We start from the raw sequence: 24,181 nt of genomic DNA, 5'->3' as shown, positions 1-24,181 counted from the left end.
CTAGGGCCTACCACCCGGGCCGGGCCTGCACCAATACCGCCGCCGACCCATCCCGAACAAGGCATTAGAAACCAAGTGGTCTTCCTCGGTGCTTTTCTGGAAATGGAGGGTGCAAAGCTCGGTGCACACCACCAGCACCCGCGCCTCCTCGTTGGCCCGGCAAAAGGCATCGGCCAGCTTTAGGGCATTCACGGCGGCGTAGCAGCCCATAAAGTTTACGCAGGTACGTTGCACGTGGGAGGGTAGCTGCAGGGCCGCCACCAGCTCAATGTCCAGGCCTGGCGCGTACATGCCGGTGCAACTCACGGTAATTAGGTGGGTAATGCTACCCATAGCTACCTCCGGCACCTGGCTCAAGCAGTCCTGAGCGGCTTGCACGGACAGCGGCAAGGCCTGCCGCCGGTACTCGGCCATGCGCTGCCCCACCGAGGGAAAGGGTTCAAGATCAAGGGTATTAGCGAAAAACTCGTAACTGCCATTGGTGCGGCCGTAGTCGGGAAGTACGGTGTAGCGCTGCCCGATGCCCGAGACGCGGTACAGAGCCCGCAGTTTGCGCGTACCGGCTTCATCGAGCTGCAGTGCGCCCGCCATGAAGTCAGCAATTTGAAGTTGAGGGATGCGGTGGGGCGGATTGGCCGTGCCAATGGCACACAGGTAGCTACTCATCAGTGCAGTTTACGCAAAATACCCCCTGGGTGCTGTTCGTTATTTTGGGGTTGATTCAGAAACGTGTACGCGCAAGTCCGCTTGGCTGGATGTAGCAGGGGCGTACTGCCGGTTAAAACCCCCGGCCATGGGTGCGGCGCATGAGGGCTCGCACCGCCCCAGGCCAGAGCCGCAGCCCCGCCACGGCGGCCTCGCTCAGCAACGGCTGCCCGAATAACTGCTGCACCGCTCGCCCCACCCGCAGGCGCGGCCCGAAGTGCTGGTGCCAGTCGTGGTGATAAGCCGCCTCCAGGGCCGGGCGCGTAAGCTGCCCCCGCAGAAACGCATCGGTGCGGGTGGCGGCTAGCTGGGCCCCGTGAATAGCTATGGCCATGCCGTTGCCACACAGGGGCGTGATAAGCCCGGCGGCGTCGCCGAGCAGCAGCACGTGGTTCTCCACGCAGGTTTTGGGGGCAAAGGAAATTTCGTTGATGACTTCCGGCTGCGGGTACAGAAACTCCGCGTGCGCCAGAATGTGCTGCAGGTGGGGGTTGCGGGCCAGCACTTCGGCCTCCATTTGCGGAATGCTGCCGTGCGCCTTCAAGTTGCGGCGGGTAGTAAGGTAGCAGAAGCAGTACCGGTCCTGCTCCACAGCCGAAATGCCCGCGTAGCCATCAGCAAAATTGTGCAGGGCAATTAGGTGGCGAGGCATGGAAGGGTAGCGCAGGTGGTACTTCACTCCCAAATAAGGCGAGCGTTGGCTGAAAAATGGCCGCTGCAACTGCCGGTCAAGGCTGCTGCGCTTGCCATAGGCCCCCAGCACCACCCGAGCCGTAAGCACCTGCCCGCCCGCCAGCGTTACGGTATGCTCGCGAGCAGCTTCATCATATTCAACGCTCATGGCGGTAGTCTGCTGGAGCACGGTAACGCCGGCCGCCACGGCTGCCTCGCACAGAAAAGCATCCAGCTGGTAGCGGCTAATGCCGAAGCCGCCCAAATCAAGCGGCACCGAGAGCACGCGGCCGGCCGGGGAGCTGAGCTGAAAGTGGGTAAGCTGAGCGGGAGCCAGCGCCAGGAGGTTAAGGCCGAGGCGGCGCAGGTAGGGTAGCACCTCGTTGGAAATGTACTCGCCGCACACCCGGTGAAACGGGTAGCGCTGGCGCTCCACCAGCGTCACGGCGTGCCCGCGCTGGCGCAAGTCAAGGGCCGCACAGAGCCCGCCCAAACCGCCCCCAATAATGACAACGTCCAACTTATTTCATCGGGTAAAAGGGTGAGAGCGAAGATAAAGACGCTTCATTTATCGAAGATGAGTTATATTCTGGCATGAGAAGATAAAACCTCTGTTACTTTTGCTAACCTAAACTCGTGTCCGTCGTTAATACCCATTCCGTTCGGCACTTTCCCTCGCTCCCACTACCCTATATGATGCAACCCTTACGCTGTTTAGTTTTATTCGTTCTACTGATAGGCGGGCTCCGCAGTAGTACGCTATCCGCTGTGGCCCAGCCTATCACGCCACGCCCGGCTACCCCCACCCGCCCCGCTAGCGAAGACAAAGCCCTGTTGGTGTACCCCAACCCCAGCACTGGCATCGTGCACGTTGCCATCAATGGCTTTGAAGGCCGCAAGGTGGAGTTGCGCGTACTCAATGTCATTGGAACGCTCATGTACCGGGAAGTGCTCAGCGAACTGAACGACCGGGAAACCCGGACCCTCGATTTAAGCAAGTTTGCCAACGGACTTTACTACGTGCGGCTAGAATCAGATAACGCCAGCGAAATGCGCAAGCTCGTCATTCGCTAACGCTACCCTTTCCAACTAGTTACTACAAACGCCAAGCGCAGCCTCGTGAAGGAGGCTGCGCTTGGCGTTTGTGGCTTACGCAACTACGCAGACAAACCATGGAGCAAAAAAACGCCCCTGCACAAAGCAGGGGCGTAAGGTATAGCAAGGCTCGGACCGCAGAATTAGCGGCCGTTTTGCGCGCGCACCGGCACAGGCTTCAGCGTAGCTTTCAGTTTGTTTACCGTGTCGAGAGCGAGCAAGGCAGTCGCTAGCGCAATCCCGAAGAAAATCAGCAACATCATACAACAAGAAATTAAGGGAAAAAGAAAAACTCAGCCTCGGGCAAAAAGACAGCTAGTGGCCTGCGGCTGAGTTGATACAAGTATAACCTAAAAGTGTGCCAGGTAGTTGCAGCATAATTATGTCTTTTTCACGAGGTGGTTTACCACAAACTGAGCATCGGCCCGACCCCACCCATGAGCGCCGAGCGCCGGCTGTGCAGCCACGGCAGGCCCAGAAAAGCCAGCCCCGGTACTGGGCTCAGGCCCCGCTCCTGTTGGGGCTTCCCCGCGGGGCTGAGCGCCCCTGGCACCTGGAGCCAGTTGTAGTCGGGCCGGAAGCCGGTGGCCCAGATAACCGCCTCCAGGGCCGGCGTAGTAGCTGTCTTTCCTTGCAGAGCACCCTCGGGGGTAGCACCTAAGGCCCGGCCCATAAACCGCACGTTCGGAAGCCGCCGCAGCCGCTTCAGGTCGGCGCTGACCACCGGCTCGGGCTGACTGCGCATCAGGCGGCCAACCGGGGACTTGCGGCTGGCCTGTAGCATGTGGGTACTCAGCAGAAGCGCCCACATGGCCGTGTTGTTGGGCATGGCCGGCGTACCTTCATCAAAGGCTACCCACACCGGCCGACCAGTAGCGGCCAGGTCGGCGGCTATTTGCAGGGCCGAGTTGCCGCTACCCACCACGCCCACCGGACCCGTACCCGCCAGTTGGCTGGGCCGCTGATAGGCGCTGCTGTGCAGCTGCGTCACTGAGGCAGGAAGCACATGGCTGAACTCCGGAACCTTGGGGCGGAGTAAGGCCCGGTACATACAATGACGTGTTTAGCCTCGAAGCGGCGGCCAGTGGCAGTTACTACCTCATACCCCCAGGAATGGGCCGCACAACCTGCACCCGCTGCTGCGTTTCAATGGGCAGCTGGAAGTGGCGGGCGTACTGTTGCAAATAGGCCGCGGCTTCAGCCTTGCTGGGGTAGCGGCGGGCCTCACCGGGCCACGCTAGTCCCGGCAGGTTGCTGGCCCAAGCGGGCGAAAACAAGCATAGCGAGTCGTAGCGCGTGGCCCACACCTCTCCCACGGCCGCCCGCTCATCCAGGACGATGAACGGCACGTCGGCCTGGCGGAGGCAGTAGGCGGCGGCTAGCCCGGCCTGCCCGGCCCCAATAACAAGCGTATGCAGCGCAGCACTAGAGCCCACTGGTTCAGAGGAGGAAATCATGCCGCATAATACAACAGCCGGGGCGGATGAGCCGGGGCCCTGCCGCTCCGGCCGCGGCCGCTAATCGGCGGGAAATTCCTGCTGAAGCTGGCGAATAACCTCGTCGGTGATTTGACGCACCTGCTGCACCCCGTGCGCTAGGCTCTGCCAGTCGGCGGTGGCGGGGGCATGGGCGGCGGCCTCCAAATCACGCAGGATGGTGCGCAACGACTGAATCTGCAGGCCATCAACGGAGCTTTTCAGGTGGTGAGCTGCTGCCCCGAGCTTGGTTAGGCTCTGCTCCTGCAAGTGGTACTCCAGTTCCTCCACTACCGGCGGGGTAGTACTGATGAACAGATTGGCCAGGCGCCGGATAAAAGTTTCATCGTTGTTGGTAAACTGGCGCAGGCTGCTCATGTCATAGAGCTTGCCGGGGGTAGGGCAGGGGTAGGCTCTTCCACTACTTCGGCGGCGGGAGGTGGGGTGGCAGCATCATCTAAGTCAAGCAAGTTGGCAATGGTATGAAACAGGGCTTCCTGCTTAAAGGGTTTGGAAAGATAAGCATCGAGGCCAGCCTTTTGGTAGCGCTCCGCCTCCCCGTGCATGGCATGGGCCGTGAGGGCTACCACGGGGGTGGCAGCCCGGGCTGGGTCGGGGTGCTCCCGCAGCAGGTGGGTAGTGGCCACGCCGTCCATACCGGGCATCTGAATGTCCATCAGCACTACGTCGTACTGGTGCTGCCGGAACAAGGCCAGCGCCTCCGAGCCGGAAGAGGCCGTGTCTACGTGCAGGCCCCAGCCCCGGAGCATAACCTGCACCAGCAATTGGTTAACGCGGTTGTCTTCGGTGAGCAGCACCCGGCGGCCACGCAGGCGCTGGTAATCCGGCGCCGGGGCGGCACTGCTGGCAGTTGGGGGGTAGCGGCCCCGAAGCCCAGCGTAAACCGGAACGTGCTGCCATGGTGCAAGCGGCTTTCGGCGGTCAACTCGCCTCCCAGTAGCTCAACTAAGCCCCGCGAAATACTCAGGCCCAGCCCCGAACCTCCGTACTCGCGGGCCGTGCTGGCCTCCGCCTGCGTGAAGGGCTCAAACAGCTGCTGCAACTGGTCTTCCGAAATACCAATGCCCGTATCCAGCACCGAAAACTGGTATTCGGGCTCGGCCGTGGGCGTACTGACGCGGCGGCAGGTAAGCAGCACATGGCCCTTGTCGGTGAATTTGATGGCGTTGCTAAGCAGGTTCAGCAGAATTTGCCGCAACCGGTACGGGTCGCCTTGCACCCAGGCGGGGGTAGTGCCCGGGGCCAGTTGCAGGCGCAAGCTGATGCCTTTCTCGGCTGCCTTGGGCATGAGGGCCTGGCAGCTGGCCTTCAACACTTCCTGCAAGTCGAAGGGCATTGATTCGAGCCGAACCCGACCGGCGCCGAGCTGGGCCATGTCGAGAATGTCGTTGATGATAACCAGCAGGTTCTCGGCCGAGTGCCTGATGTGGTGCAAGTACTGCCGCTGTTCGTCAGTAAGGTCGGTTTTGGACAGCAGCTCCGCCAGCCCCATGATGCCGTTCATGGGCGTGCGGATTTCGTGGCTCATGTTGGTTAGGAAGGTTTGGCGCGACTGGGCGTTCTGCTCGGCCGCTTCCTTGGCTTGCTGCAAGGCCTGACCCGTGCGCTTCAGCTCGGTAATATCATTGTCAACCCCAAGCACCTGCACGGTGCCGTCGGCCAGAATAAACGGCCGCTTGACGGAATTAAACCAGTGCACCTCGCCCTGGGCATCAGTAAACGTGTCCTCGTGGGCTACCTCCTGACGCGACTGAATAACTAGCTCATCCTGTGCTTGGTAGCGAACCAGGTCCGGGAATTGCTCCTGCAGCCAGGCGGCCGGCGTTTGCAGCAGGGCATCGTTGCTGAGGCCGTAGAGGTGGGCCGTCGATTGGTTGGCCAGAATGTAGTTGCCGCTGCCGTCTTTCAGGTAGATAAGGTTGGGCACCGTGTCAATTACCTGCCGGAACAGCCGGTTTTGTTCGGCTAGTCGCCGGTTGGCAGAGCGCCGCTGCTCGTCGGCGATTTTCCAGCGGGTTATGTCCTCCGCCGACCCCACAATCTTATGAACCCGGCCGCGTTCATCCCGCTCAAACGGTGTACTGCTAATGCGCAACCAGCGGATGGAGCCGTTGCGGTGGGAAAGAAAAAACTCCAGGTGCAGAATAACCCCATCCGCAACCCGGGTTACTTCCTCGAAATGCTGCTGCACCCGGCGGGCTTCGGCAATGGGCATTAGGCTAGCCATCAGGCTAGGGCTCATGTTCAGCAAGTCTTCCTGCGAGTAGCCCAGCATCGTTTCCACGAAGCGGTTGCAGTACACATTCGACCTCATTCTTACATCATAGATGTAAATGAGGTTGGGAGTGGTGTTGGTGACGCGCTCCACAAACAGGCGGCTTTGGCGCAGCTCCTCCTCTGTGATGCGGCGTTCCGTCACGTCGGCGGCTGAGCCTACTGCTTGCCACACGGTACCATCGGGGTGGCGGGTAAAGCAGGTGCTCTTCAGGCTAAGCCACCGCCACTCTCCGTTGCGGTGCTTAAACCGATATTCTGAGTGAGCTACCTGCCCTTCTTCGAGCCGCAGCATTTCTTCCTGCTTCCGCTCTAAGTCCGGCAAATCTTCTGGGTGCACCAGCAGGGTAGCCAGCTGAGGCCCCATCTCCCGGATTTCAGCTTCCGTGTAGCCCAGCATTTGCTCGGTTTGGCGGTTGCTGTAGAGCACGGCCCGGGTGTCCATATCGAACAGGAACACGATGTTAGGTACCGTGTCGTTGATGCGAGCCGTGAATAGCTGGTTGCGCACCAGCTCCGCCTCGGCCCGCCGCCTGGCGGTAATGGTGGTCAGGTACACGTTGGCTTCCTGCTCCTGCAGCAGCGGGGCAATAGTCCAGAGGTAAAATTCGTCGCCCAGACGTTTTTCTACCGTGCGTAGCTGCCCGCTGCTCAGGGCCAGGGCAATTTCTTGGCGCAGCAGCCGCACAATCTCCGCTCCTGCCGGCTGGTAGAGGGCCGTTAGGGCGGGGTTGGCGGCGGGGTTGGCATACTGGGCCACGGCCTCCCGGTTAAACCGAATAATGGGCTGAGGGCTCTGCTCAGCTAGGCGGGAAAGCTCCTGCACCCGCTCCTGGGCCTGCTGGCGCACTGTTACGTCCTCGTAGCTCCAGATGTGGAGCATGGTCACGCCGTTCTGCACCACAGGCAGGTAATCTTGCTGCACAATAATGCCGTTGCGCAGCCGAAAAATCTCGCCGCTCACCCGCTCCTGACCCGCCTGCAACTGCTGGTTGCGGGTGCGCACGGCTTGCTCATCTTGCAGCTGGGCCCGGCTTTCTTGGTACAGCAGGGAGGAGTGCTTGCCTAGGTAGTGCCGAGGCGGGTGGGGTAGACTAAATAAGTCGCAGAGGCGCTGGTTGAGCAGCGTAATACCATGGTCCTGGTCCTCGGCCAGAATAGCCGTGCTCATGGTTTCCAACAGGGCCGTAGCCTGCTCCGCTGCTGCCAGCGACCGAGCCTTGAGCTCGGCTACTTGGCGGCGTGCCTCACCTGTTTCGTGTTGGGCCTGCTGCCAGGCTTTTTGGGTTACACGCAGCTGGCGCGCCAAATGACGGATACCAATAGAACTCATAGAATGGCAGTTGACAGCCGAGGTCAGCGAATACGGATCTCGTTGTTCTGGACCATACGATAAATGGTGGACTTCCCGATTTGCAGTTTGGCCGCTACCTGCAGAATATTTCCGTTGTGCACATCGAGGTAGCGCTGCACAATGGCTGCCATCTGCGTCCGCAACGACTCGTTGGGCATGATGTCGGGGGCGGCCGTATCTGCGGCGCCGTGGCGCAAGGGCAAATCCTGGGGCTGAATCTCGTCGTCTTCGGCCAGCACGGCGGCCAGCTCTACCACCGCTTTCAGCTCGCGCACGTTGCCGGGAAAGGTATAGTGCAGGAGCTTCTGCTGCGCCGCCCCAGACAGCGAGCAGGTGGCCATGTTATTCTGGGAGCAGAAATCCTTCAGGAAAGCATCGGCCAGCAGCAAAATATCGTCGCCCCGCTCCCGCAGCGGCGACAACACAATGGGCAAGCCCAGCAGCCGGTAGTATAAGTCCTCGCGGAAACGCCCCTCCTTCACTTCCTGGCCCAAGTCACGGTGGGTAGCCACCATCAGGCGGGCATCAAATGGTACGCGGGTGTTGCCGCCCACGCGCGATACTTCCCGTTCCTGCAGCACCCGCAGCAGCTTGGCTTGCAGGCCCAGGTCCATTTCAGAAATTTCGTCCAGGAACAAGGTGCCCTTGTGGGCCTCCTCAAACCGTCCGATTCGGCGGCTGATGGCGCCGGTAAAGGAGCCTTTCTCGTGCCCAAACAGCTCGCTTTCCAGCAAATCGCGCGGAATGGCGGCCACGTTTACGGCCACAAAGGCTCCGTCGCGGCGGTCAGAGCGGAAGTGAATGGCCTTGGCTACCAGCTCTTTGCCGGTGCCCGTTTCCCCGCTAATGGAAACCGTAATGTTCGTGCGGGCCGCTTTATCAATGAGGGTGTAGAGCTGCTTAATCTGGGGGCTCTCGCCCAGAATGGCGCGTTGCGGGTCGTACTTCTGCCCAATCTGCTCCTTGAGGCGGGTGTTTTCCTGACGCAGCTCCAGCTGCTTGCGGATGTTGCCCACGGTATTCCAGAGGCGGTCGGCAGTTTCCTCATCCTTCACCAGGTAGTCGAAGGCTCCCTGACGCAGCAACCCAATGGCCGTGCGCACATCTTCCTGGCCGGAAATAGCAATAACTGCCACATCGGGCAGACGCTCCTTGATCTGGCGGAGTACCTGGTCGCCCTGCCCATCGGGTAGGGAGTAGTCGAGGGTGATGATATCGGGCTTGTCGCTTAGGTTATCCAAGCAAGCCTGCGCGGTGGTAAACCGACGGATAACATAATCCGGGTTCTGAGCCAGCTTGTACTCAAGTAGCTCACCGTACCATGCATTGTCTTCGACAATAAAGATGGAAACAGGTAAAGATACGCTCATGGGAAAGGAGGAAGGAATAGCATGGGAACTGCGATACCCTGGTATACTCCCTTTTCGAGAAAGCAGACACATTGGGATTGTTCAATTCCGGCAGCAGGGTTCTCAATAGCTCAGAACAGGCAAAATCGCGCAATGCTGCGAGTATAAGCGGGAGAAACGGGGATACCAAACTTTCTCGATTTTAGAAAAGGAATCCCGGAATGAAACAATATAGCATTTTTCATTTGATAGTAACTTGTTGATAATCAATTTTTTGATGCTTTAATATGAGTTTGGCTATGGAATTGGTATAGGATCAGTGGTTCCTTAATCCTAGTGATTATCAATTCATTGCCCCTCTATGAAGCCCTTCTACTCACACCTTGCTCGTACGTTGTTGCTGGCAACAGCGCTACTCCTTGGCACCGGGGCGCACGCCACGTGGGCTGCTAGCGCCCCCATCTACTCTAACACCGGAAACGACGGGGCCCGCGTAACGCGTACCTGCACCACTTTCCTGGGCCTGACCACATGCTTCGGCGAAATTACCAACCCCGAATTAGCTACGGATAACGACTTCAACTCGGCGGCGGTTATGAACGTTCCCGCCTCGGCGCTGGCGGGCTCGGTGCGGCTACGCATGAACTTAGCAACTACGGCGCCCGCTAATTACCGGGCCGGCGTACTGGTAGAGCGTAGCGGTACCATCCTGAACCTGTTGTCGTTAAATACGGCCAACCTAATTGTTGTCCGGACCTATCTGCGCAACGGTACTACCTCTACCCTGCAGGAGGAAAGAGCGGTGGATGCTTCCGTTGCTTCCACGCTACTGGGTAGTAACACGGGCAAGATTCGGCTGGAGTTTCTGGCCACCAAATCCTTCAACCAAATTGAGGTAGAAGCGGCTTCGGCCCTAAGCTTGGGCTACGATTTGAAGGTGTATTATGCCTACGCCATCGACGCTAACGTAATTACTTCGGCAAAAGGCTACGCTTCCCGTTTTGAGAATGCCGGGACGACTAACTACAGCACGGGTGTTGTTAAGAATGGCATCACGGTCTGTGTGAACTCTAATGTTACCAATCCGCTCAACGCTGTTGATAAAAGCCTAACCAACTTCGCCACTATGAAGTCGGTGGCTGACCTGAGCTGCCCTTCTACCTTGCAAACGCAGCTGGAAGGCACTGCGCCAGCCGGCTACCAGGCCGGATTTGTGCTGGGCAGCGGAAGCCTGCTTGATGCTACCGTGCTCGATGGCCTGCGCGTTACCACGTACTTAGGCGGCGTGCCACAGGAGTCGGCGACCGGTGCTAACCTGCTGAACCTGGAAGTGCTGGGCAACCAGCAGTACAACGTCAGCTTCCCAACTACCAAGCCCTACGACCGGGTAGAGATTCAGCAAACCAAGCTGTTGAGCGTGCTGGACGATTTGCGGGTGTTCTACGGCTTCGGCCTGGAGCCCCGTGTGTTCCGCGACCTGCAGCCCCGTATATCGGAGTTTGTGGAGCCGGCCGGCAACTATCAGGTGAACGGCAGCGTGGTATGCGTGAACTGCTCGGTGCAAAACCCACAAAACGCCGCCGACCGTGACAAGACCACTAACTACGCTACCGTACGTACGGCGCTGAGCGTAGGCGGCACTACCCGCCTCAAGCTCCGCCTCGATGGGCCGGGCCTCGCCGGCAACGTGGCGGGAGCCGTGCTGGGCCTGGGCACCGGGCTGCTTGATGCCAACTTGCTTTCTAACATCCGAATCAACACGTACACGGGTAGCCACAGCGCCACCGGAAGCGGTACTACCGGCGCCGAGCTGGTGGAAAGCGCCGTGGGTAGTTCTTTGCTGAGCGTAGAAGTGCTGGCCGATGGTCGTCAGGAAGTTTCCTTCCGCACCACCCGCGACTTTGACTGGGTTGAAATTGAGCTGACCAATGGCGTGGCGCTGCTCGACAATACGCAGGTATACTACGGTTTTGCGGAGGACCGGCCTATGGGCTTCCCCTCCAGCATTACGGCGCCGGCACCCTTGCCCGTGCAGCTCGTGGGTTTCAGTGCCCGGGCTACTGGTAGCACCGTGAACTTAGTATGGCAAACGGCCAGCGAGCTGAACAGCAAGCTGTTTGTAGTGGAGCGCTCCTTACGGGCTACTGCTGACTTCGAGCCCATTGGCCAGGTAGAGGCGGCTGGCACTTCCACCACAACCCGGCAGTATACCCTGCGCGACGCGGAGGCCGGTGCCCAGCAGGTTCCCATGCTGTACTACCGCCTGCGCCAAGTGGACCTGGACGGGAAAGAAACCTACTCGGCCGTTGTGCCCGTGAGCCTCAAAACCGCCAGCCTTGCTTTTGCCGTGTACCCAAACCCAGCTTCTGCCGCCGATAATATTCAGGCCACCGTACCCGCCTTGCCGGAAGGAAACTACCAGTTGTTTATCTACAACATGCAAGGTGGCCTGGTAAGCCAGCAAAAAGTAACGGGGCAGCTCCTGGAGATTTCGGCGCTACACCTACGCGCTGGTCTCTACCAGTTAGTGCTCGGCGACGCCACCGGCCAGCGTTTGGCTACCCAGCGCCTAGTAATACGGGGGCAGTAACCCATCCTCTTTTTTATCCCTACTCTATCCTTTTCGCTTTATCATTATCGGACTGGGAGCCCCGCTGTTGCAGGTCAGCGGGGCTCTGTTCGTTTTAGGGTCTGTGGTAGCAGAACATGCAGGCAGTCAAGAGTATATCCATAGTATAACAATTGTATTAAAACAAGAAATTAATAATATTTGGGTAACATTGGGGTAGCTCTGGCTCACCAACTTTGCTAGCCGGGAGCCTACTTCGCTTCTGCTTTCCATCCCACCAACCAAACCCTGTTTACATGTACCGTACTTTTTCCCGTGTTTTAGGCCTAGCCTTACTGACCAGCTGCGTCGTGTCCTGCTCCAAAAACGAAGTAGCTCCCTCGATTACTCCGGACGCAGTAAGCCAGAGCGCCGACGCCACTCGCGACAATCACCTGGCAATGGGCAACCCCAGCGGGGCCACGGCTAACTCGGCTAATTACTGGAACTACTTGCTGTCGAAGTCGCAGTTCGCTATGTCGTATCACCGCGACCGGGGTACGCCAAACTGGGTAAGCTGGCACCTGAGCAGCGCGTGGCTGGGCTCTACCCCGCGCCAAGACAACTTCGCCCCCGACAACACGCTGCCTACGGGCTGGTACCGCCCCACCAGCACCAGCTACACCGGCTCGGGCTTCGACCGGGGACACAACTGCCCCAGCGCCGACCGTACCGGCTCGGTGGCCGACAACACGGCTACCTTCCTGATGAGCAACATGATTCCGCAGGCCCCGAACAACAACCAGCGCACTTGGGCTAACCTGGAAAACTACTGCCGCACCCTCGTGAATGCTGGCAACGAACTGTACATCATCTGTGGCAGCTACGGCAAAGGTGGCACCGGCACCAACGGCTACGCGACTACCCTCGATGCCGGCCGTGTAACGGTTCCTGCTCAGGTATGGAAGGTAATTGTGGTGCTGCCCGAAGGAAGCAGCGACGCTGCCCGCGTAACCACCGGCACCCGCGTTATTGCCATCAACACCCCCAACGACAACGGCCTGCTGACCACCTGGGGCTCTTACCGCACCACTGTGGACGCCATTGAAGCCGCCACGGGCTACGACATCCTCTCGGCCGTATCGGCTTCTGTGCAGAGCGTAGTAGAAGCTCGCGTAGATAACGGCCCGACGAGCTGATAGAAACTCGTCATTAGCTGAAACCAACTGCCTAGCCCCACCGGAGCTAGGCAGTTGGTTTTTAGTGCGCTACCTGTCGAATAGCTCTTCGCCGACAAGTCAAATCCGTTCATCGTCTAAAGACTGACGTCTGTCTTTACGATTCGGTTATTAATCTAAATTGAGCGAGGATTCTAGACGGCTCCCTCTATCTTTACCGTGAGTGAAGTAAAGAGGCGGCTGAGGGGAAGATAGTAGAAAAGCCGCGCTGCAACGCGGCTTTTCGCATTATGAAGTGGGTGCCTAAGTGAGCGTTGCAAGTGAGTAGCACATTAATGCTCGTAGCAGTCCAGAACTGAAAAACTGAACCAGTACTCAGCAGTTGAACAACCGTCTCTCACTAGGTAGAGGGGTAGGCCTGGTAAGCAAGTAGTACGTGCGTGAGCGTTGCATGGCGCTGAAACTAAGCGTGGCTCTACCCGCCGGAAAAATCACATGCCAGCGGCCCGGAAACCATGTGGTTCCGGGCCGCTGGCATGCATGGAAAACTCTAGAAATTCGGGCCGCTTAATGCTCGCCGCCTGCTACGCCAACGTGTCCTTCGGCCGGCGTGCTGTTCATGTAAGAGCGAAACGACATGGCCGCTTCCGAAGCCAACGACGACGTTTGGGCCGTCAGTCGGCGTTCGTTGTGCGTCTTTTCGTTGTTTTTATCGGCCCGGAGCTCAGTCCGGTATTCATCAAACGTAATAATCTGGGAAGGCTGCTTTGGGTCTGGTACTACCCGGAAGGAACCCACGCTGTACTCATACCCGTTGTCGTTGGCCCGGAAAACGAAGTCGAATAATATGGTAACCTCCTGGTCTTTCCCCTTATTATCAACTCGCTTCACCTTGCTGGTACCGGTTACCCGCACGGTGCCGGCACCCTCTTCCGCCTTCATTCCAGATTTAGGGCCGTACGCAAATTTGTTCTGCGTCCAGTCCAGAGCCCGATGGTACAGAGCCGTTTTACCGGCCCCGTCGGCAGGCACCCGCTCGCTGTATTCAATGGGGGCCGGAGCATCGGTCTGGGCCTGTACTTCCGGCGCTAGTGCCAGCATCCCACTCATCAACAAACCTAGTAGCACTTTTTTCATATGGAACGGAGAAGAAAATGAGAAAATCAAAGGAAAAAGCCTGTGGTACAAAGATAACAGCAACCTGGTGGCTGATATAAAAACTGTGCCATTATAATTTTGTTAAGATAGCTACTGGAAATAACTATTATATGTACAAACAGCATTTTACGCAGAGCGTTGTGGAAATAAAGGATGTTTTGCCTAAAGGATGCCTCTGTACACTATAAGAATAGCCTAAGTTCCTTAAGTTGAACATTTCCAATAACGAGACCTGTTATCTCAGTATGAATAGCTGCTGTTTACAGGCCCGCAAAAGTCAGCTAAGTATAGCGTATGGGCATTAATAGGCTATTTGTGCTATGCGGAATGTGTTGAATAACAAGAGGATGTATGGCGTGCTTATAAAGAGTTGCTAGTACACAAGAGAAAATCCGCGTAACATTTTGGTAACATAAAGTTAACTTAGGTTGTCTTGCTGGGGTAGGAAGGAGTAGTACTTTTGCGACGTGCTTCACCTCAATCAACATTCATTGAAGAAGCGCGGGACTTTTCACGAAAGCGTCCTGCGAGATGACCGGAAGGCTGTTCTCCTCGTTAATTCTTTCGTTTCTATTGGTTTTGCTGCTCTTACCGCCTCGGTTTTCGAAGCGGTTTTTTTGTGTCCAGTCGGTTTGGCTGGCCTAGGCAAAATTGGCGCCCACCCACGCATACTGGTAAATTCCATGAACGACACCACCCTCACCCAGCAGATGGTAGCCGCCGCTCCTGCCGCCACCTACAACGTGAACCTGAGCACGGATCCTAAGCGGATGGCCATTATCAAAGCACGGGACGCCATGTTCCGAGGCGCGCGGAAGTACGTGGAATCGGAAGGCTTCGCAGCCATCCACAACACGCCTCACATTGTAGGCGTAACCGGGGCCTGCGAAAACACCGACACTCTGTTCACCACTTTCCTAATCAACCGCGAAAACGTAATCTAGCTCTTTCTTTCAGCAAGCGCCCGGTCCTTTGCCGGGCGTTTTGCTTTTAGTAGTTGGTAGTTAATGGCAATTGTTGATTATCATCCTGAGTGTAGCGAAGGATCTGATAATAGTCGAAGGACGTAACAGCGGACTGTTCTAGCGTGCGAAGGTCCTTCGCAAGCGCAGGCTGACGCAACAACCAACGATTGTCAACTAACAATCAACAACCAGCAACAAACCCGAAACAACCCGTTATCCACCCAACGGCGGCGACGGGGCGGGGTGGCACAAGGCAGCGGGGTGATAGAAAATCAGGGGGATTCTGACGTATGTTGGTCCGCGAATTGGCCGCCCCGCGTTTTCGGGGTTCTACAGAGTTAGTGATTTGGCTGCTTCGGGCCTCGGCTGGAGGTAGCGCACTCATCTGATGTTGCGGGTGGCGCCTGGCTTTGGCCGGGCGAAGCCGATAACATCGTAACGTTTTTAATCTATGCAACTCGGTAAACTCACGCTCCAGAACCCGGTATGCCTCGCGGCCGCGTCCTGGCAGCTAGACGGCCCGGACTACGAGCGACTGGGAGCTATTTTTACCCGCACCGTCACGATGGAGCCCAAGCCCGGGCTCTACGAGGAAGGCATTTGGCAGGTAGCCGACCAAACCCTGCTCAACGCCACCCACATGCGCACCGAAAGCGCCGAAATTCTGGTGCAAGAACACCTGCCCACCCTCCGCCGCTACGGCGTGCCGGTCTTCGTAAGCATCACGGCCCCTGGCATTCCTGGTTTTCGCAAGATTGCGCGCTTCTTGGCCCGCGAAGCTAGTGAGCTGATTGCCGGGGTAGAAGTGTATATGGCCCAGCCCGACACCGGGAAGGGCGAGGAACTCAGTGCCAAGTTTGTGCGCGAAGCTACCCAGGCCGTGCGCAATGAGCTTGGTTCCGAAGCGGCCGTTATTGTGAAGCTGCCGCCGTGGCCGGAGCACATTCGGGTTTGGCTCTGGGGGCGCAGGAAGGCGGCGCTACCGCCTTGGCCGCTACCAACCTGCTCAAAGCCCTGCACCTGCCCGACGATGCCACGGCCGCGCCCGTGGCTGGCGGCCTTTCGGGGGAGGCGCTCCGGCCCGTAGCCCTACGCTGCGTGTGGGAGCTGGCTCACGATGAGCGGATAACGCTACCTATCTTCGGGACGGGCGGAATATTCACGGCCAGCCACGTCACGGACTACCTGCGCTGCGGGGCCAGTGCCGTGCAAATTGCCAGCGGCGAGTGGCTGGAACCCGGCCTATCGGCCCGGCTAGCCACCGAGTGCGCCCATCTTCAACCCGAAACTGCTTCATCGGTATGGAAAAGCTAACCCAACGAGTTCAGCGCGCTAATTCCTTGCTTTGCGTGGGCCTTGACCCGATAGGGGAGGACGCCCAGGTAGCGCGCCGCTTGGCCGAGGTCATTGACCAAACCAGCGAGTACGCCGCCGCTTTCAAGCCCAATCTGGCCTTTTTCCTGAGTCGGGAAGACGGGGTGAAGTTGCTGCGCGAAACCGTGCAGCGTATTCCGGAAAGCATTCCGGTAATTCTGGATGGCAAGTTCGGCGACATTGCCAATACCGCCGACCACTACGCCCGCTTCGCTTACGATGTGGTAGAAGCCGATGGCGTAACCGTAAACCCCTACATGGGCGACGACGCCATTGTGCCTTTTGCCCGGCCTGGCAAGCTGGTGTTCGTGCTGGCCAAAACCTCCAATAAACCGGTTCATTCCCTGCAAGACGTGGCTCTTACCCGCGGTGGCACCCTCTCCGACTGCGCCGCCCGCGTAACCCGCAAGCTCGACGAAGTACACGGCGGCATCGGACTGGTAGTAGGCGCTACTAACGCTGAAGCCGTGGCCCGCATCCGCAGCCTCACGCCGGAGCAGTGGTTCCTGGTACCCGGCGTCGGTGCCCAGGGCGGCGACCTGCAAGCCACGTTGAAAGCGGGCCTACGGCCTGATGGTTCGGGGCTCCTGATCAATACGTCGCGCGCCCTGTGGCAAGCGGCGGATGCCGCCGCCGCCGCGCGGGAGCTAGTGGAGCAGATCAACCGGTTCCGGCCGGTAGCGGTTTAATCTATACCTATATATAAGGTGTCAATAATCAATAGTGAATCAGTGCGAGGAACATTCGAGGTTATCGACAGCTTTGCAATCCTGCAACGAAAAGAGCTTTATCTGATTGGGCGACTAAAGGAAGGTGTAATACGGGCAGGATGGTATGCTCATATTTCCCTGAATAGCTCTCTGACGTTGGCAATAAAAATTGAGCGAGTAGAGCATATTCTTATGAAAGCGCAAGAAGAATATTCTATGCTAGTTATTGAGGCTGAAGAGGATAGCATAAATTTTATACTAGGCCTTAATATCGGATTAGAACCAGTAATCATTTCAACAGAAGGAGCCGAATAAAGACTTAAATGACTTCCACCCAACCCACCCTCACCTCCGAAATCCTGGAGCAGCAACTGTTGCAGGAAGATGCCCTGCTGCGCGGCCATTTCCGCCTTTCCTCCGGCCTGCACTCCGATACCTACGTGCAATGCGCCCGTTTCCTGCGCCGCCCCGACCTGGCAGCCCCGGCGGCGGCAGAGCTGGCCCGGCAGATTCAGCAGGCCGGCTTGCAGCCCGATGTGGTGGTAGGCCCGGCTATGGGCGGGGTAGTGATTGGCTACGAACTGGCCCGGCAATTAGGAGTGCCCGGCATCTTCACGGAGCGCGACGACTCGGGGCAGATGACGTTGCGTCGGGGGTTTACCGTGGAGCCTGGCCAAAAAATTGTCATTGCCGAAGACGTAGTGACTACCGGCAAGAGCACCAAGGAAGTAGCGCGGGTGCTGGAAGAATTGGGGGCAAAAGTTTTGGCAGTGGCGAGTTTAATTGACCGCACGAGTGGGAAAGCTGACCTTTCTTTTCCGAACTTTGCCTTGCTGCCGGTTTCGGCGGCCACCTACGCACCCGATGATTGTCCGCTTTGCCGGGCAGGTATTCCGGTGGTGAAACCCGGCAGTCGGCCGGAAAAAGCGTTTTCTTAAACCTACCGTAGCGGCAATCGGCCCGCGGCAAGGCATTTTCGGCGTACCCTGCGCGGGTATGCTTCCTCACGTGGGCACCTTCGCCCAGGCGTGGGAAACCCGAAAAATAGATAACCATCCTCCTTTTGGACGCTACCCAAAGAACCATACAGCTTCTGCTCAAGCCCGGCCAACACGATGGCGAGGGCCAGCGCGTAGCCGAAGCTGCCCACCGCCACCTCGGCCTAACCACCGGCCGGGTGCAAAGCACCGCCCTCTACACGGTGCGCTACCCCTTGGCGGGCGAGCAACTGCGCGACTTCGCCACCCACTGCCTCCAGGACCCCGTGCTGCACGATGTGGCCCTCGACGAGTTCCGCCACGGTGCCGAATACAAGAGCTACATCCTCGTCGCCAAGCTGCCCGGTGTGACGGACGACGAAGGCATATCGGCCCAGAACGCCCTCGGCGACTTCCTGAACCAGCCGCTGGACACCCATACCCAGCATATCTTCAGCAAACGGCTCTACTTCCTGGAGCACGAGCTGCCCGAGAGTAGTCTGCGCCGCCTGGCCGAAGACCTGCTCGGCAACAAAATGATCAACCGCTTCGAGGTCGGCCCCATCGCCCAGATTCGCGACTACACGCCGCGGCCGGGTGGTGGGCCGAATCTATTACGGACACCGTGCCGCTGGTTGGCCTTTCGGATGAGGAGCTAGTGAAGCTGTCGAAAGACAACCTCTACGCCCTGAACCTGGAGGAAATGCGCGCCGTGCGCGACCATTACACCAGCATGGCCGAGGAGCGCCAAGCCGCGGCCTACCCCAAGACCCCACCGACTGCGAGCTGGAAATCATTGCCCAGACCTGGTCGGAGCACTGCAAGCATAAAGAGTTTTCGGCCCTCATTAAGTACCGGGACGCGGCCACGGGCGAGGAGTTCGAAGTCGATTCCCTATTCAAGACCTACATTAAAAATGCTACCTCCGAGGTAGACCGCCAGCTCCGCGCCAACGGCAACGACTGGCTGATAAAGGTGTTCAGCGACAACGCCGGCGCCGTGCGCATCAACCCCGAGTCGTTGTTCGTGTGGAAGGTCGAAACCCACAATTCACCCTCGGCCATCGACCCCTACGGCGGCGCTATTACGGGCATCCTGGGCAACAACCGCGACCCGCTGGCTACCGGCATTGGGGGCGCGCGGCTGCTATTCAACACCAACGTGCTCTGCTTCGGCAACCCCGAGTTTTCGGGCACTTTGCTGAGCAACCAGCTACACCCGCGCCGCATTTTCGAAGGCGTGCGCAAGGGCATCGAAGACGGGGGCAACAAATCGGGTGTTCCGACGGTGAACGGCGCTATTGTGTTCGATGACCGGTACGCTGGCAAGCCCTTGGTGTACTGTGGCACCGGCGCCGTAATGCCCATGCAACTGGCCGGCCTCGACTCTTGGGAGAAGAAGATTGATGCCCAGGACCGCATCATCATGGCCGGGGCCGGGTGGGCAAAGACGGTATCCACGGCGCTACCTTCTCCAGCATTGAGCTCGACGAAACCTCGCCCGCCACGGCCGTGCAAATCGGCTCACCCATTACCCAGAAGCTGGCCATGGACTTCCTGATTCTGGCTACCCGCCGTGGCCTGATTAAGTGCAGCACCGACAACGGCGCGGGCGGCTTGTCCTCCAGCATTGGCGAATTGGCTACCATCAGTGGCGGTGCCGTGGTGGAACTGGAGAAAGTGCCCCTGAAATATCCTGGCCTACGCCCGTGGGAAATCTTCGTGTCGGAGTCCCAGGAGCGGTTTTCGCTGGCGGTGGAGCCCGTGAAGATGGCCGAGCTGATGGCTCTAGGACAGGAAATGGAAGTGGAGCTGACCGATATCGGCTACTTCACCTCCGATGGCAGCCTCGACGTGCGCTTCGACGGGAAGTCAGTAGCGCGCATTGACATGGAGTTCCTGCACAACGGCGTGCCGCGCAAAGTGCTGGAAGCCGAGTGGCAGAAGCCTACCGCCCAGGAGCCCGCGCTACCCGCTACCCTCGACCATACCGACGTGCTAAGCCGTCTGCTGGGCAGCCTCAACATTTGCTCCCGCGAATCAGTCATTCGGCAGTACGACCACGAGGTGAAGGGCCGCACCATCATCAAGCCGCTCATGGGCGCTACCGGCCAGGCGCCGCAGGATGCGGCCATAGTACGTTTCAACTTCGAGAGTTGGGAAGGGGTAGCCGTGAGCAACGGTATTCTGCCCCGCTTCGGCGACCTGGACTCCTACGATATGTCGGCCGGTGCATTTGACGAGGCCGTGCGCCAGATTGTAGCGGTGGGAGGGAAGCTGCCCAACCTGAGCTACGGCGACGGCAACTTCTGGTCGGTGAACGACAACTTCTGCGTGCCCGACTCGGTGTACGACCCCGCCACCAACCCCGATGGCAAGCTCAAGCTGGCCAAGCTAGTACGCATGTGCCAGGCCCTGCGCGACGCCACGGCGGCCTACTGCATTCCGCTCACCTCGGGTAAGGATTCGATGAAGAACGACTTCAAGGCCGACGGCATGAAGATTTCCGTTCCGCCCACGGTCCTGTACTCCATGACCGCCAAAATCGAGGACGTCCGCCGCACCATCACCTCCGACTTCAAGCAAGCCGACGACGTGGTGTACCTGCTGGGCGAAACCTACGACGAGCTAGGCGGCTCGGAGTTCTACCAGCTCTTCGGGAGCTTGGCGCCAACGTGCCCAAGGTGCGGTTCGAGGAAGCCAAAGCCCTCTACACACTCATGGGTCAGGCCAACGATAACGGCCTCATCCAGTCCTGCCACGACCTGTCGGATGGTGGCTTAGCGGTTGCCTTGGCAGAAGCCACGTTTGGTCATGGTTTTGGTGCTGATGTGGAGTTGCCAGGTGGCTTGCCGGTGCACGTGCAGTTGTTCTCGGAGTCGCACTCCCGCTTCGTGGCCACGGTGGCGCCGGAGGATGTGGTAGCCTTCGAGCAGCACTTCGGCGCCCGCGCTACCCGCCTCGGCGTGGTCACGCAAGACAGCCAGCTCACGGTGCGCCACGGCGGCCAGACGGCCATTTCGGCCAGCACGGCGGCCCTGCGCCACGAGTGGACCAACGGTCCAGTTAATCGACTTATCGGCTTCGGCCAGCACGAAGCGGCGCAATCCTAATGGAAGAACAACCCAAACTGCCGGACCTGAATACGCCCCCGCGGCCCCAACTCGACCACGGCGGCCCCGTCACGGATGCGAACGGTAACCTCCTCGTGCTCGGCTTCAAAAGCGTGGACGCCGGCCACGAAACGACCCAGCCTTTAGGTCATTCATCGGCCCAAATTGCGCCTCAGCAACTCGTGCGCGCCCTCATCCTGACAGGTTTTGGCATCAATTGCGAAGAAGAATTTGCGGCTGCGTACAAGCTAGCTGGCGCCGACCCAACCATCGTGCACCTGAACCAGGTGCTGCACGGCCACGTCAGCATCCACGACTATGACATCTTGAACTTCCCCGGCGGCTTCAGCTTCGGCGACGACCTAGGCTCCGGGGTGGTGCTAGCCAACAAGCTGCGCTACCGCAAAAATGCCGAGGGCCGCACCCTGCTCGATGATATAAAGCAGTTCATTGCCAACGGCAAGTTTGTAATGGGCATCTGCAACGGTTTTCAGGTGCTGGTAAAGCTCGGCCTACTGCCCAACCTCAGCGGCAACGTAACGCCCGAAGTAACCCTGACGCACAATGCCTCAGGCCGCTACGAAGACCGGTGGGTACGGCTAAAAGTCAACCCCGAGTCGAACTCGCCCTTCCTTAAAGGCATCGACACCCTGGAGGTGCCCGTGCGCCACGGGGAAGGCCGCCTCATTATCAAGGGTGAAGAAACCCTTCGGGAAATCGAAGCCCAGGCCTTAAACTGCCTGGCCTACACTGATTTCGATGGCTCGCCCACCGACGTGTACCCGCACAACCCCAACGGCGCCGACCTGAACTGCGCCGGCCTAACCGACACCACCGGCCAGGTATTCGGACTGATGCCCCACCCCGAGGCGTTCCTTTCGCTCTACAATCATCCCGACTGGGCTCGGCGCAAGCGGATGAACCCGGCTATTTCGGAGGAAGGGGATGGGTTGCGGCTGTTCCGCAACATTGTAGAGCATGTGCAAAGCCAGCGTCAAACTGCTGCCACAACACAGGAAGCCCGCCAGTTTTCATCCTAAGACACCACCGCAATCCGCCGGTCGTGCCGATTGACTACTCTACCATATGAACACCCTCAACCACTTCGCGACGCCCCAGCTTGAGCTGCTGCACCGCGGTAAAGTTCGCGACTCGTACCGCGCTCCTTCGGGCGAGCGGCTCATCGTGGTAACTGACCGCCTCTCAGCGTTTGACTCGGTGCTGGAAACGCCCGTGGCCCACAAAGGCGCGGTGCTGAACGGACTGGCTGCTTTTTGGTTCGACAAAACTCAGCACATCATCCCGAACCACGTGATTGCGCTGCTCGACCCGAATGTGACCTTGGCTAAAGAAGCTGAGCCGATTCGGGTGGAGATGATTGTGCGCAACTACCTCACGGGCTCCATGTGGCGCGGTTACCAGCAGGGCCAGCGCACCTTCTCGGGGTAACTGTGCCGGACGGCATGACCAAGCACCAGCAATTTCCCGAGCCCCTCGTAACGCCGACAACCAAAGAGGAGTCGGACCGCGAGATTACGCCGGAGAACTTGGTGTCGGAAGGCTGGGTGTCGGCGGAGCTGTACGAACAGATGCGGGTGAAGTCGTTGGAACTGTTCAACTTCGCCTCGCAGTGGATGGCGGAGCGCGGCATCATCCTGGTGGATACCAAGTATGAATTTGGCCTGCTGAATGGGGAGCTGATCCTGATTGATGAAATCCACACGCCCGATTCCTCGCGGTTCTGGAGCGCCGAGGATTACGCCCAAAATCCCGAGGCAGTGGAGCAGATGGATAAGGAATACGTGCGCCAGTGGCTGATTGCCAACAAGCAGGATGGCCAGTACCCCCGCGCCCTCACCCCTGAAGTTTCCCAGGAAGCCAGCCGCCGCTACCTCGACATTTACGAGCGTATCACGGGTAGTCCACTGCCCACCGGCAACGAAACCACCAGCGGCGGTGACGTCCGGACCCGCCTCGTGGGTAACCTCGTGCGCGCTGGCATCATGAAAGACGCCTAAACTCGTCGGTAATGACGCCCTCGGCTACCGTCAACCTCATAGTAATGCGCCCCGATAACGCTGCTCAAGCTTCACCTGTACGAATAGCTCCGCCGCGACATTCAAGAAACTAAAGCCCAGCTGCGCGCCACCTACGCGGAGCTGCGGGTGCTGTAAGCTAGGCTTACTACCTGTCAGGTTCAGCTACCTCATTTCGCCTCTTAATCCAGATTCTGTGCCCGTTGCCATTCGCCAGTTGCTTCCTGCTGACAGCCTCGCCTACCGTCGTTTGCGGTTGGCGTGCTTGGCGGAGTACCCGGCCAGTTTTGGCTCTTCGGTGGAGGAAGAAGAGCAGCTGGGGCCGCTGTACTTCGAAAAGCACATCGAAGCGCAGGAGCCCGGGGCGTTTGTTATGGGCGCTTTCAATGAAACGGAGCTGGTAGGGATGTGCGCATTTTTGCAGGCTAGCCGCCGCAAGGTTCGGCACCAGGGCGACATCCGTCAGGTGTGCGTGAGTCCGGCTTACAAAGGACAAGGCCTCGGCCGGGCCCTGCTGCTACGTACCCTGCAAGCTGCCTTTGCGCTACCCGACCTGGAGCAGATTTACCTGGGCGTGATAGTGGGCAACGCGGCCGCTAATCAGCTGTATGAAAGTCTGGGATTTGAGCAATACGGCCTGCAAAAAAGATACCTACGCGTTAACGAGCACTACTTCGACCACCGGCTGATGGTACTGAACAGAGCCTCTTTCACGGCTAGCCCTACCCCCGCTGACGTAACGTTACCAGCCATAAGCAACAGCACACTGACCGCATCGCCCGCATGGAAATTGCCGCCCAAAAACACCTTATAGAAAGCTACATCGAAGCGTACAACCGTTTCGATGTAGCCGGCATGGTGCGCCATCTGCACGAGGACGTGGTGTTCCGAAATATTGCTGGCGGTGAAGTGAACGTGACGACGACTGGGAAGGAAGCCTTCCGCCAGCAGGCCACGCAAGCCCTGCAGTACTTCTCTCAGCGGGAGCAGCGCGCTACCAATTGGCAAGTAGCTGACAACCGCGTGGAGGTGTTGCTAGATTACTCCGCCGTAGCAGCCATCGACTTTCCCAACGGCCTCAACGCCGGCGACACGCTGCGGCTGCAGGGCAAGTCGGTTTTCCACTTTGCGAACGGCCAGATCATTTCCATCGACGACATCAGCTAAGATGATTCTTG

Annotated in this window: 27 protein-coding genes; 18 read left to right on the top strand and 9 right to left on the bottom strand. The window is 58.7% G+C overall.

What is annotated here, in order from left to right; genetic code table 11:
• Entirely contained in the window at positions 1 to 666 is a 666-nt protein-coding gene (locus MUN84_RS23720; RefSeq protein ID WP_317239163.1) for a hypothetical protein, read from the bottom strand.
• A gap of 112 nt (positions 667 to 778) precedes the next feature.
• The gene (locus MUN84_RS09630) at positions 779 to 1,897 is read right to left on the bottom strand and encodes an NAD(P)/FAD-dependent oxidoreductase (protein WP_244697813.1); all 1,119 of its coding nucleotides are present in this window, start codon (positions 1,895 to 1,897) and stop codon (positions 779 to 781) included.
• Between the two features lie 248 nt (positions 1,898 to 2,145).
• Here MUN84_RS09630 and MUN84_RS09625 point away from each other — a divergent pair, with 248 nt between their 5' ends.
• A complete protein-coding gene (locus MUN84_RS09625) occupies positions 2,146 to 2,451 on the top strand; it encodes a T9SS type A sorting domain-containing protein (RefSeq protein WP_244697811.1) in 306 nt (101 codons plus the stop codon).
• A 424-nt stretch (positions 2,452 to 2,875) separates the two neighbouring features.
• On the opposite strand, the gene MUN84_RS09620 is transcribed toward MUN84_RS09625, so the two are convergent.
• From MUN84_RS09620 to MUN84_RS09595, 6 genes are all read right to left on the bottom strand, one after another.
• Positions 2,876 to 3,463, bottom strand: coding sequence for a hypothetical protein (locus MUN84_RS09620; RefSeq protein WP_244697809.1), 588 nt, complete (start codon positions 3,461 to 3,463; stop codon positions 2,876 to 2,878).
• Between the two features lie 103 nt (positions 3,464 to 3,566).
• Positions 3,567 to 3,929, bottom strand: a complete 363-nt coding sequence (locus tag MUN84_RS09615) for an NAD(P)-binding domain-containing protein (protein WP_244697807.1) — start codon at positions 3,927 to 3,929, stop codon at positions 3,567 to 3,569.
• Between the two features lie 60 nt (positions 3,930 to 3,989).
• Positions 3,990 to 4,325, bottom strand: a complete 336-nt coding sequence (locus MUN84_RS09610) for an Hpt domain-containing protein (RefSeq protein ID WP_244697805.1) — start codon at positions 4,323 to 4,325, stop codon at positions 3,990 to 3,992.
• Positions 4,322 to 4,765 (bottom strand): response regulator, encoded by a 444-nt coding sequence (locus MUN84_RS09605; RefSeq protein WP_244697804.1) that lies wholly within the window; start codon positions 4,763 to 4,765, stop codon positions 4,322 to 4,324. Before MUN84_RS09605 ends, MUN84_RS09610 begins: the two co-directional genes overlap by 4 nt.
• The gene (locus tag MUN84_RS09600; RefSeq protein WP_244697803.1) at positions 4,690 to 7,575 is read right to left on the bottom strand and encodes a PAS domain S-box protein; all 2,886 of its coding nucleotides are present in this window, start codon (positions 7,573 to 7,575) and stop codon (positions 4,690 to 4,692) included. Before MUN84_RS09600 ends, MUN84_RS09605 begins: the two co-directional genes overlap by 76 nt.
• Before the next feature lie 23 nt (positions 7,576 to 7,598).
• The gene (locus tag MUN84_RS09595) at positions 7,599 to 8,966 is read right to left on the bottom strand and encodes a sigma-54-dependent transcriptional regulator (RefSeq protein ID WP_244697802.1); all 1,368 of its coding nucleotides are present in this window, start codon (positions 8,964 to 8,966) and stop codon (positions 7,599 to 7,601) included.
• 340 nt (positions 8,967 to 9,306) lie between these two features.
• Here MUN84_RS09595 and MUN84_RS09590 point away from each other — a divergent pair, with 340 nt between their 5' ends.
• Positions 9,307 to 11,535, top strand: coding sequence for a T9SS type A sorting domain-containing protein (locus MUN84_RS09590; protein ID WP_244697801.1), 2,229 nt, complete (start codon positions 9,307 to 9,309; stop codon positions 11,533 to 11,535).
• Between the two features lie 329 nt (positions 11,536 to 11,864).
• A complete protein-coding gene (locus MUN84_RS09585) occupies positions 11,865 to 12,692 on the top strand; it encodes a DNA/RNA non-specific endonuclease (RefSeq protein WP_244697800.1) in 828 nt (275 codons plus the stop codon).
• A 546-nt stretch (positions 12,693 to 13,238) separates the two neighbouring features.
• Here the strand turns inward: MUN84_RS09585 and MUN84_RS09580 are convergent.
• Positions 13,239 to 13,808 carry a DUF4468 domain-containing protein gene (locus MUN84_RS09580; protein ID WP_244697799.1) on the bottom strand — a complete coding sequence of 190 codons (570 nt, stop codon included), beginning with the start codon at positions 13,806 to 13,808 and terminating at the stop codon, positions 13,239 to 13,241.
• Positions 13,809 to 14,512: 704 nt separating this feature from the next.
• On the opposite strand from MUN84_RS09580, the gene MUN84_RS09575 reads away from it, so the two are divergent.
• The 15 genes from MUN84_RS09575 to MUN84_RS09500 all read left to right on the top strand — a co-directional run bounded on the left by MUN84_RS09575 (position 14,513) and on the right by MUN84_RS09500 (position 24,170).
• Positions 14,513 to 14,773: a hypothetical protein gene (locus MUN84_RS09575; protein ID WP_244697798.1), complete on the top strand. Its 261-nt coding sequence runs from the start codon at positions 14,513 to 14,515 to the stop codon at positions 14,771 to 14,773.
• A 472-nt stretch (positions 14,774 to 15,245) separates the two neighbouring features.
• Positions 15,246 to 15,881, top strand: a complete 636-nt coding sequence (locus MUN84_RS09570; RefSeq protein WP_244697797.1) for a hypothetical protein — start codon at positions 15,246 to 15,248, stop codon at positions 15,879 to 15,881.
• Positions 15,842 to 16,108, top strand: coding sequence for a hypothetical protein (locus tag MUN84_RS09565; RefSeq protein WP_244697795.1), 267 nt, complete (start codon positions 15,842 to 15,844; stop codon positions 16,106 to 16,108). Before MUN84_RS09570 ends, MUN84_RS09565 begins: the two co-directional genes overlap by 40 nt.
• Entirely contained in the window at positions 16,096 to 16,857 is a 762-nt protein-coding gene (pyrF, locus tag MUN84_RS09560) for an orotidine-5'-phosphate decarboxylase (RefSeq protein WP_244697793.1), read from the top strand. Before MUN84_RS09565 ends, pyrF begins: the two co-directional genes overlap by 13 nt.
• An 18-nt stretch (positions 16,858 to 16,875) precedes the next feature.
• Complete coding sequence (locus MUN84_RS09555; RefSeq protein ID WP_244697791.1) at positions 16,876 to 17,193, top strand: hypothetical protein; 318 nt, start codon at positions 16,876 to 16,878, stop codon at positions 17,191 to 17,193.
• An 8-nt stretch (positions 17,194 to 17,201) separates the two neighbouring features.
• On the top strand, positions 17,202 to 17,816 hold the full coding sequence (gene pyrE / locus MUN84_RS09550; protein WP_244697789.1) for an orotate phosphoribosyltransferase: 615 nt from the start codon (positions 17,202 to 17,204) through the stop codon (positions 17,814 to 17,816).
• A 125-nt stretch (positions 17,817 to 17,941) separates the two neighbouring features.
• Entirely contained in the window at positions 17,942 to 18,514 is a 573-nt protein-coding gene (locus MUN84_RS09545; RefSeq protein ID WP_244697788.1) for a hypothetical protein, read from the top strand.
• A gap of 316 nt (positions 18,515 to 18,830) precedes the next feature.
• Positions 18,831 to 19,415, top strand: a complete 585-nt coding sequence (locus MUN84_RS09535) for an AIR synthase related protein (RefSeq protein ID WP_244697786.1) — start codon at positions 18,831 to 18,833, stop codon at positions 19,413 to 19,415.
• Positions 19,310 to 20,638: an AIR synthase-related protein gene (locus MUN84_RS09530; protein WP_244698812.1), complete on the top strand. Its 1,329-nt coding sequence runs from the start codon at positions 19,310 to 19,312 to the stop codon at positions 20,636 to 20,638. Before MUN84_RS09535 ends, MUN84_RS09530 begins: the two co-directional genes overlap by 106 nt.
• Positions 20,575 to 20,967, top strand: coding sequence for an AIR synthase-related protein (locus MUN84_RS09525; RefSeq protein WP_244697784.1), 393 nt, complete (start codon positions 20,575 to 20,577; stop codon positions 20,965 to 20,967). The genes MUN84_RS09530 and MUN84_RS09525 overlap by 64 nt, the downstream gene beginning before the upstream one ends.
• Entirely contained in the window at positions 20,967 to 22,007 is a 1,041-nt protein-coding gene (locus MUN84_RS09520) for a phosphoribosylformylglycinamidine synthase subunit PurQ (protein ID WP_244697782.1), read from the top strand. The genes MUN84_RS09525 and MUN84_RS09520 overlap by 1 nt, the downstream gene beginning before the upstream one ends.
• Before the next feature lie 46 nt (positions 22,008 to 22,053).
• On the top strand, positions 22,054 to 22,416 hold the full coding sequence (locus MUN84_RS09515; protein WP_244697780.1) for a phosphoribosylaminoimidazolesuccinocarboxamide synthase: 363 nt from the start codon (positions 22,054 to 22,056) through the stop codon (positions 22,414 to 22,416).
• Positions 22,417 to 22,418: 2 nt separating this feature from the next.
• Complete coding sequence (locus tag MUN84_RS09510) at positions 22,419 to 22,985, top strand: phosphoribosylaminoimidazolesuccinocarboxamide synthase (RefSeq protein WP_244697778.1); 567 nt, start codon at positions 22,419 to 22,421, stop codon at positions 22,983 to 22,985.
• Positions 22,986 to 23,199: 214 nt separating this feature from the next.
• On the top strand, positions 23,200 to 23,817 hold the full coding sequence (locus MUN84_RS09505) for a GNAT family N-acetyltransferase (RefSeq protein ID WP_244697771.1): 618 nt from the start codon (positions 23,200 to 23,202) through the stop codon (positions 23,815 to 23,817).
• Positions 23,787 to 24,170 carry a nuclear transport factor 2 family protein gene (locus MUN84_RS09500; protein ID WP_244697769.1) on the top strand — a complete coding sequence of 128 codons (384 nt, stop codon included), beginning with the start codon at positions 23,787 to 23,789 and terminating at the stop codon, positions 24,168 to 24,170. The genes MUN84_RS09505 and MUN84_RS09500 overlap by 31 nt, the downstream gene beginning before the upstream one ends.
• Positions 24,171 to 24,181 lie beyond the last annotated feature (11 nt).

The organism is Hymenobacter sp. 5516J-16 (genome assembly GCF_022919335.1).
GTDB classification, from domain to species: Bacteria; Bacteroidota; Bacteroidia; order Cytophagales; family Hymenobacteraceae; genus Hymenobacter; species Hymenobacter sublimis.
The sequence above is the reverse complement of the archived record's forward strand: the minus strand, read 5'-3'. Positions and strand labels throughout refer to the sequence as shown.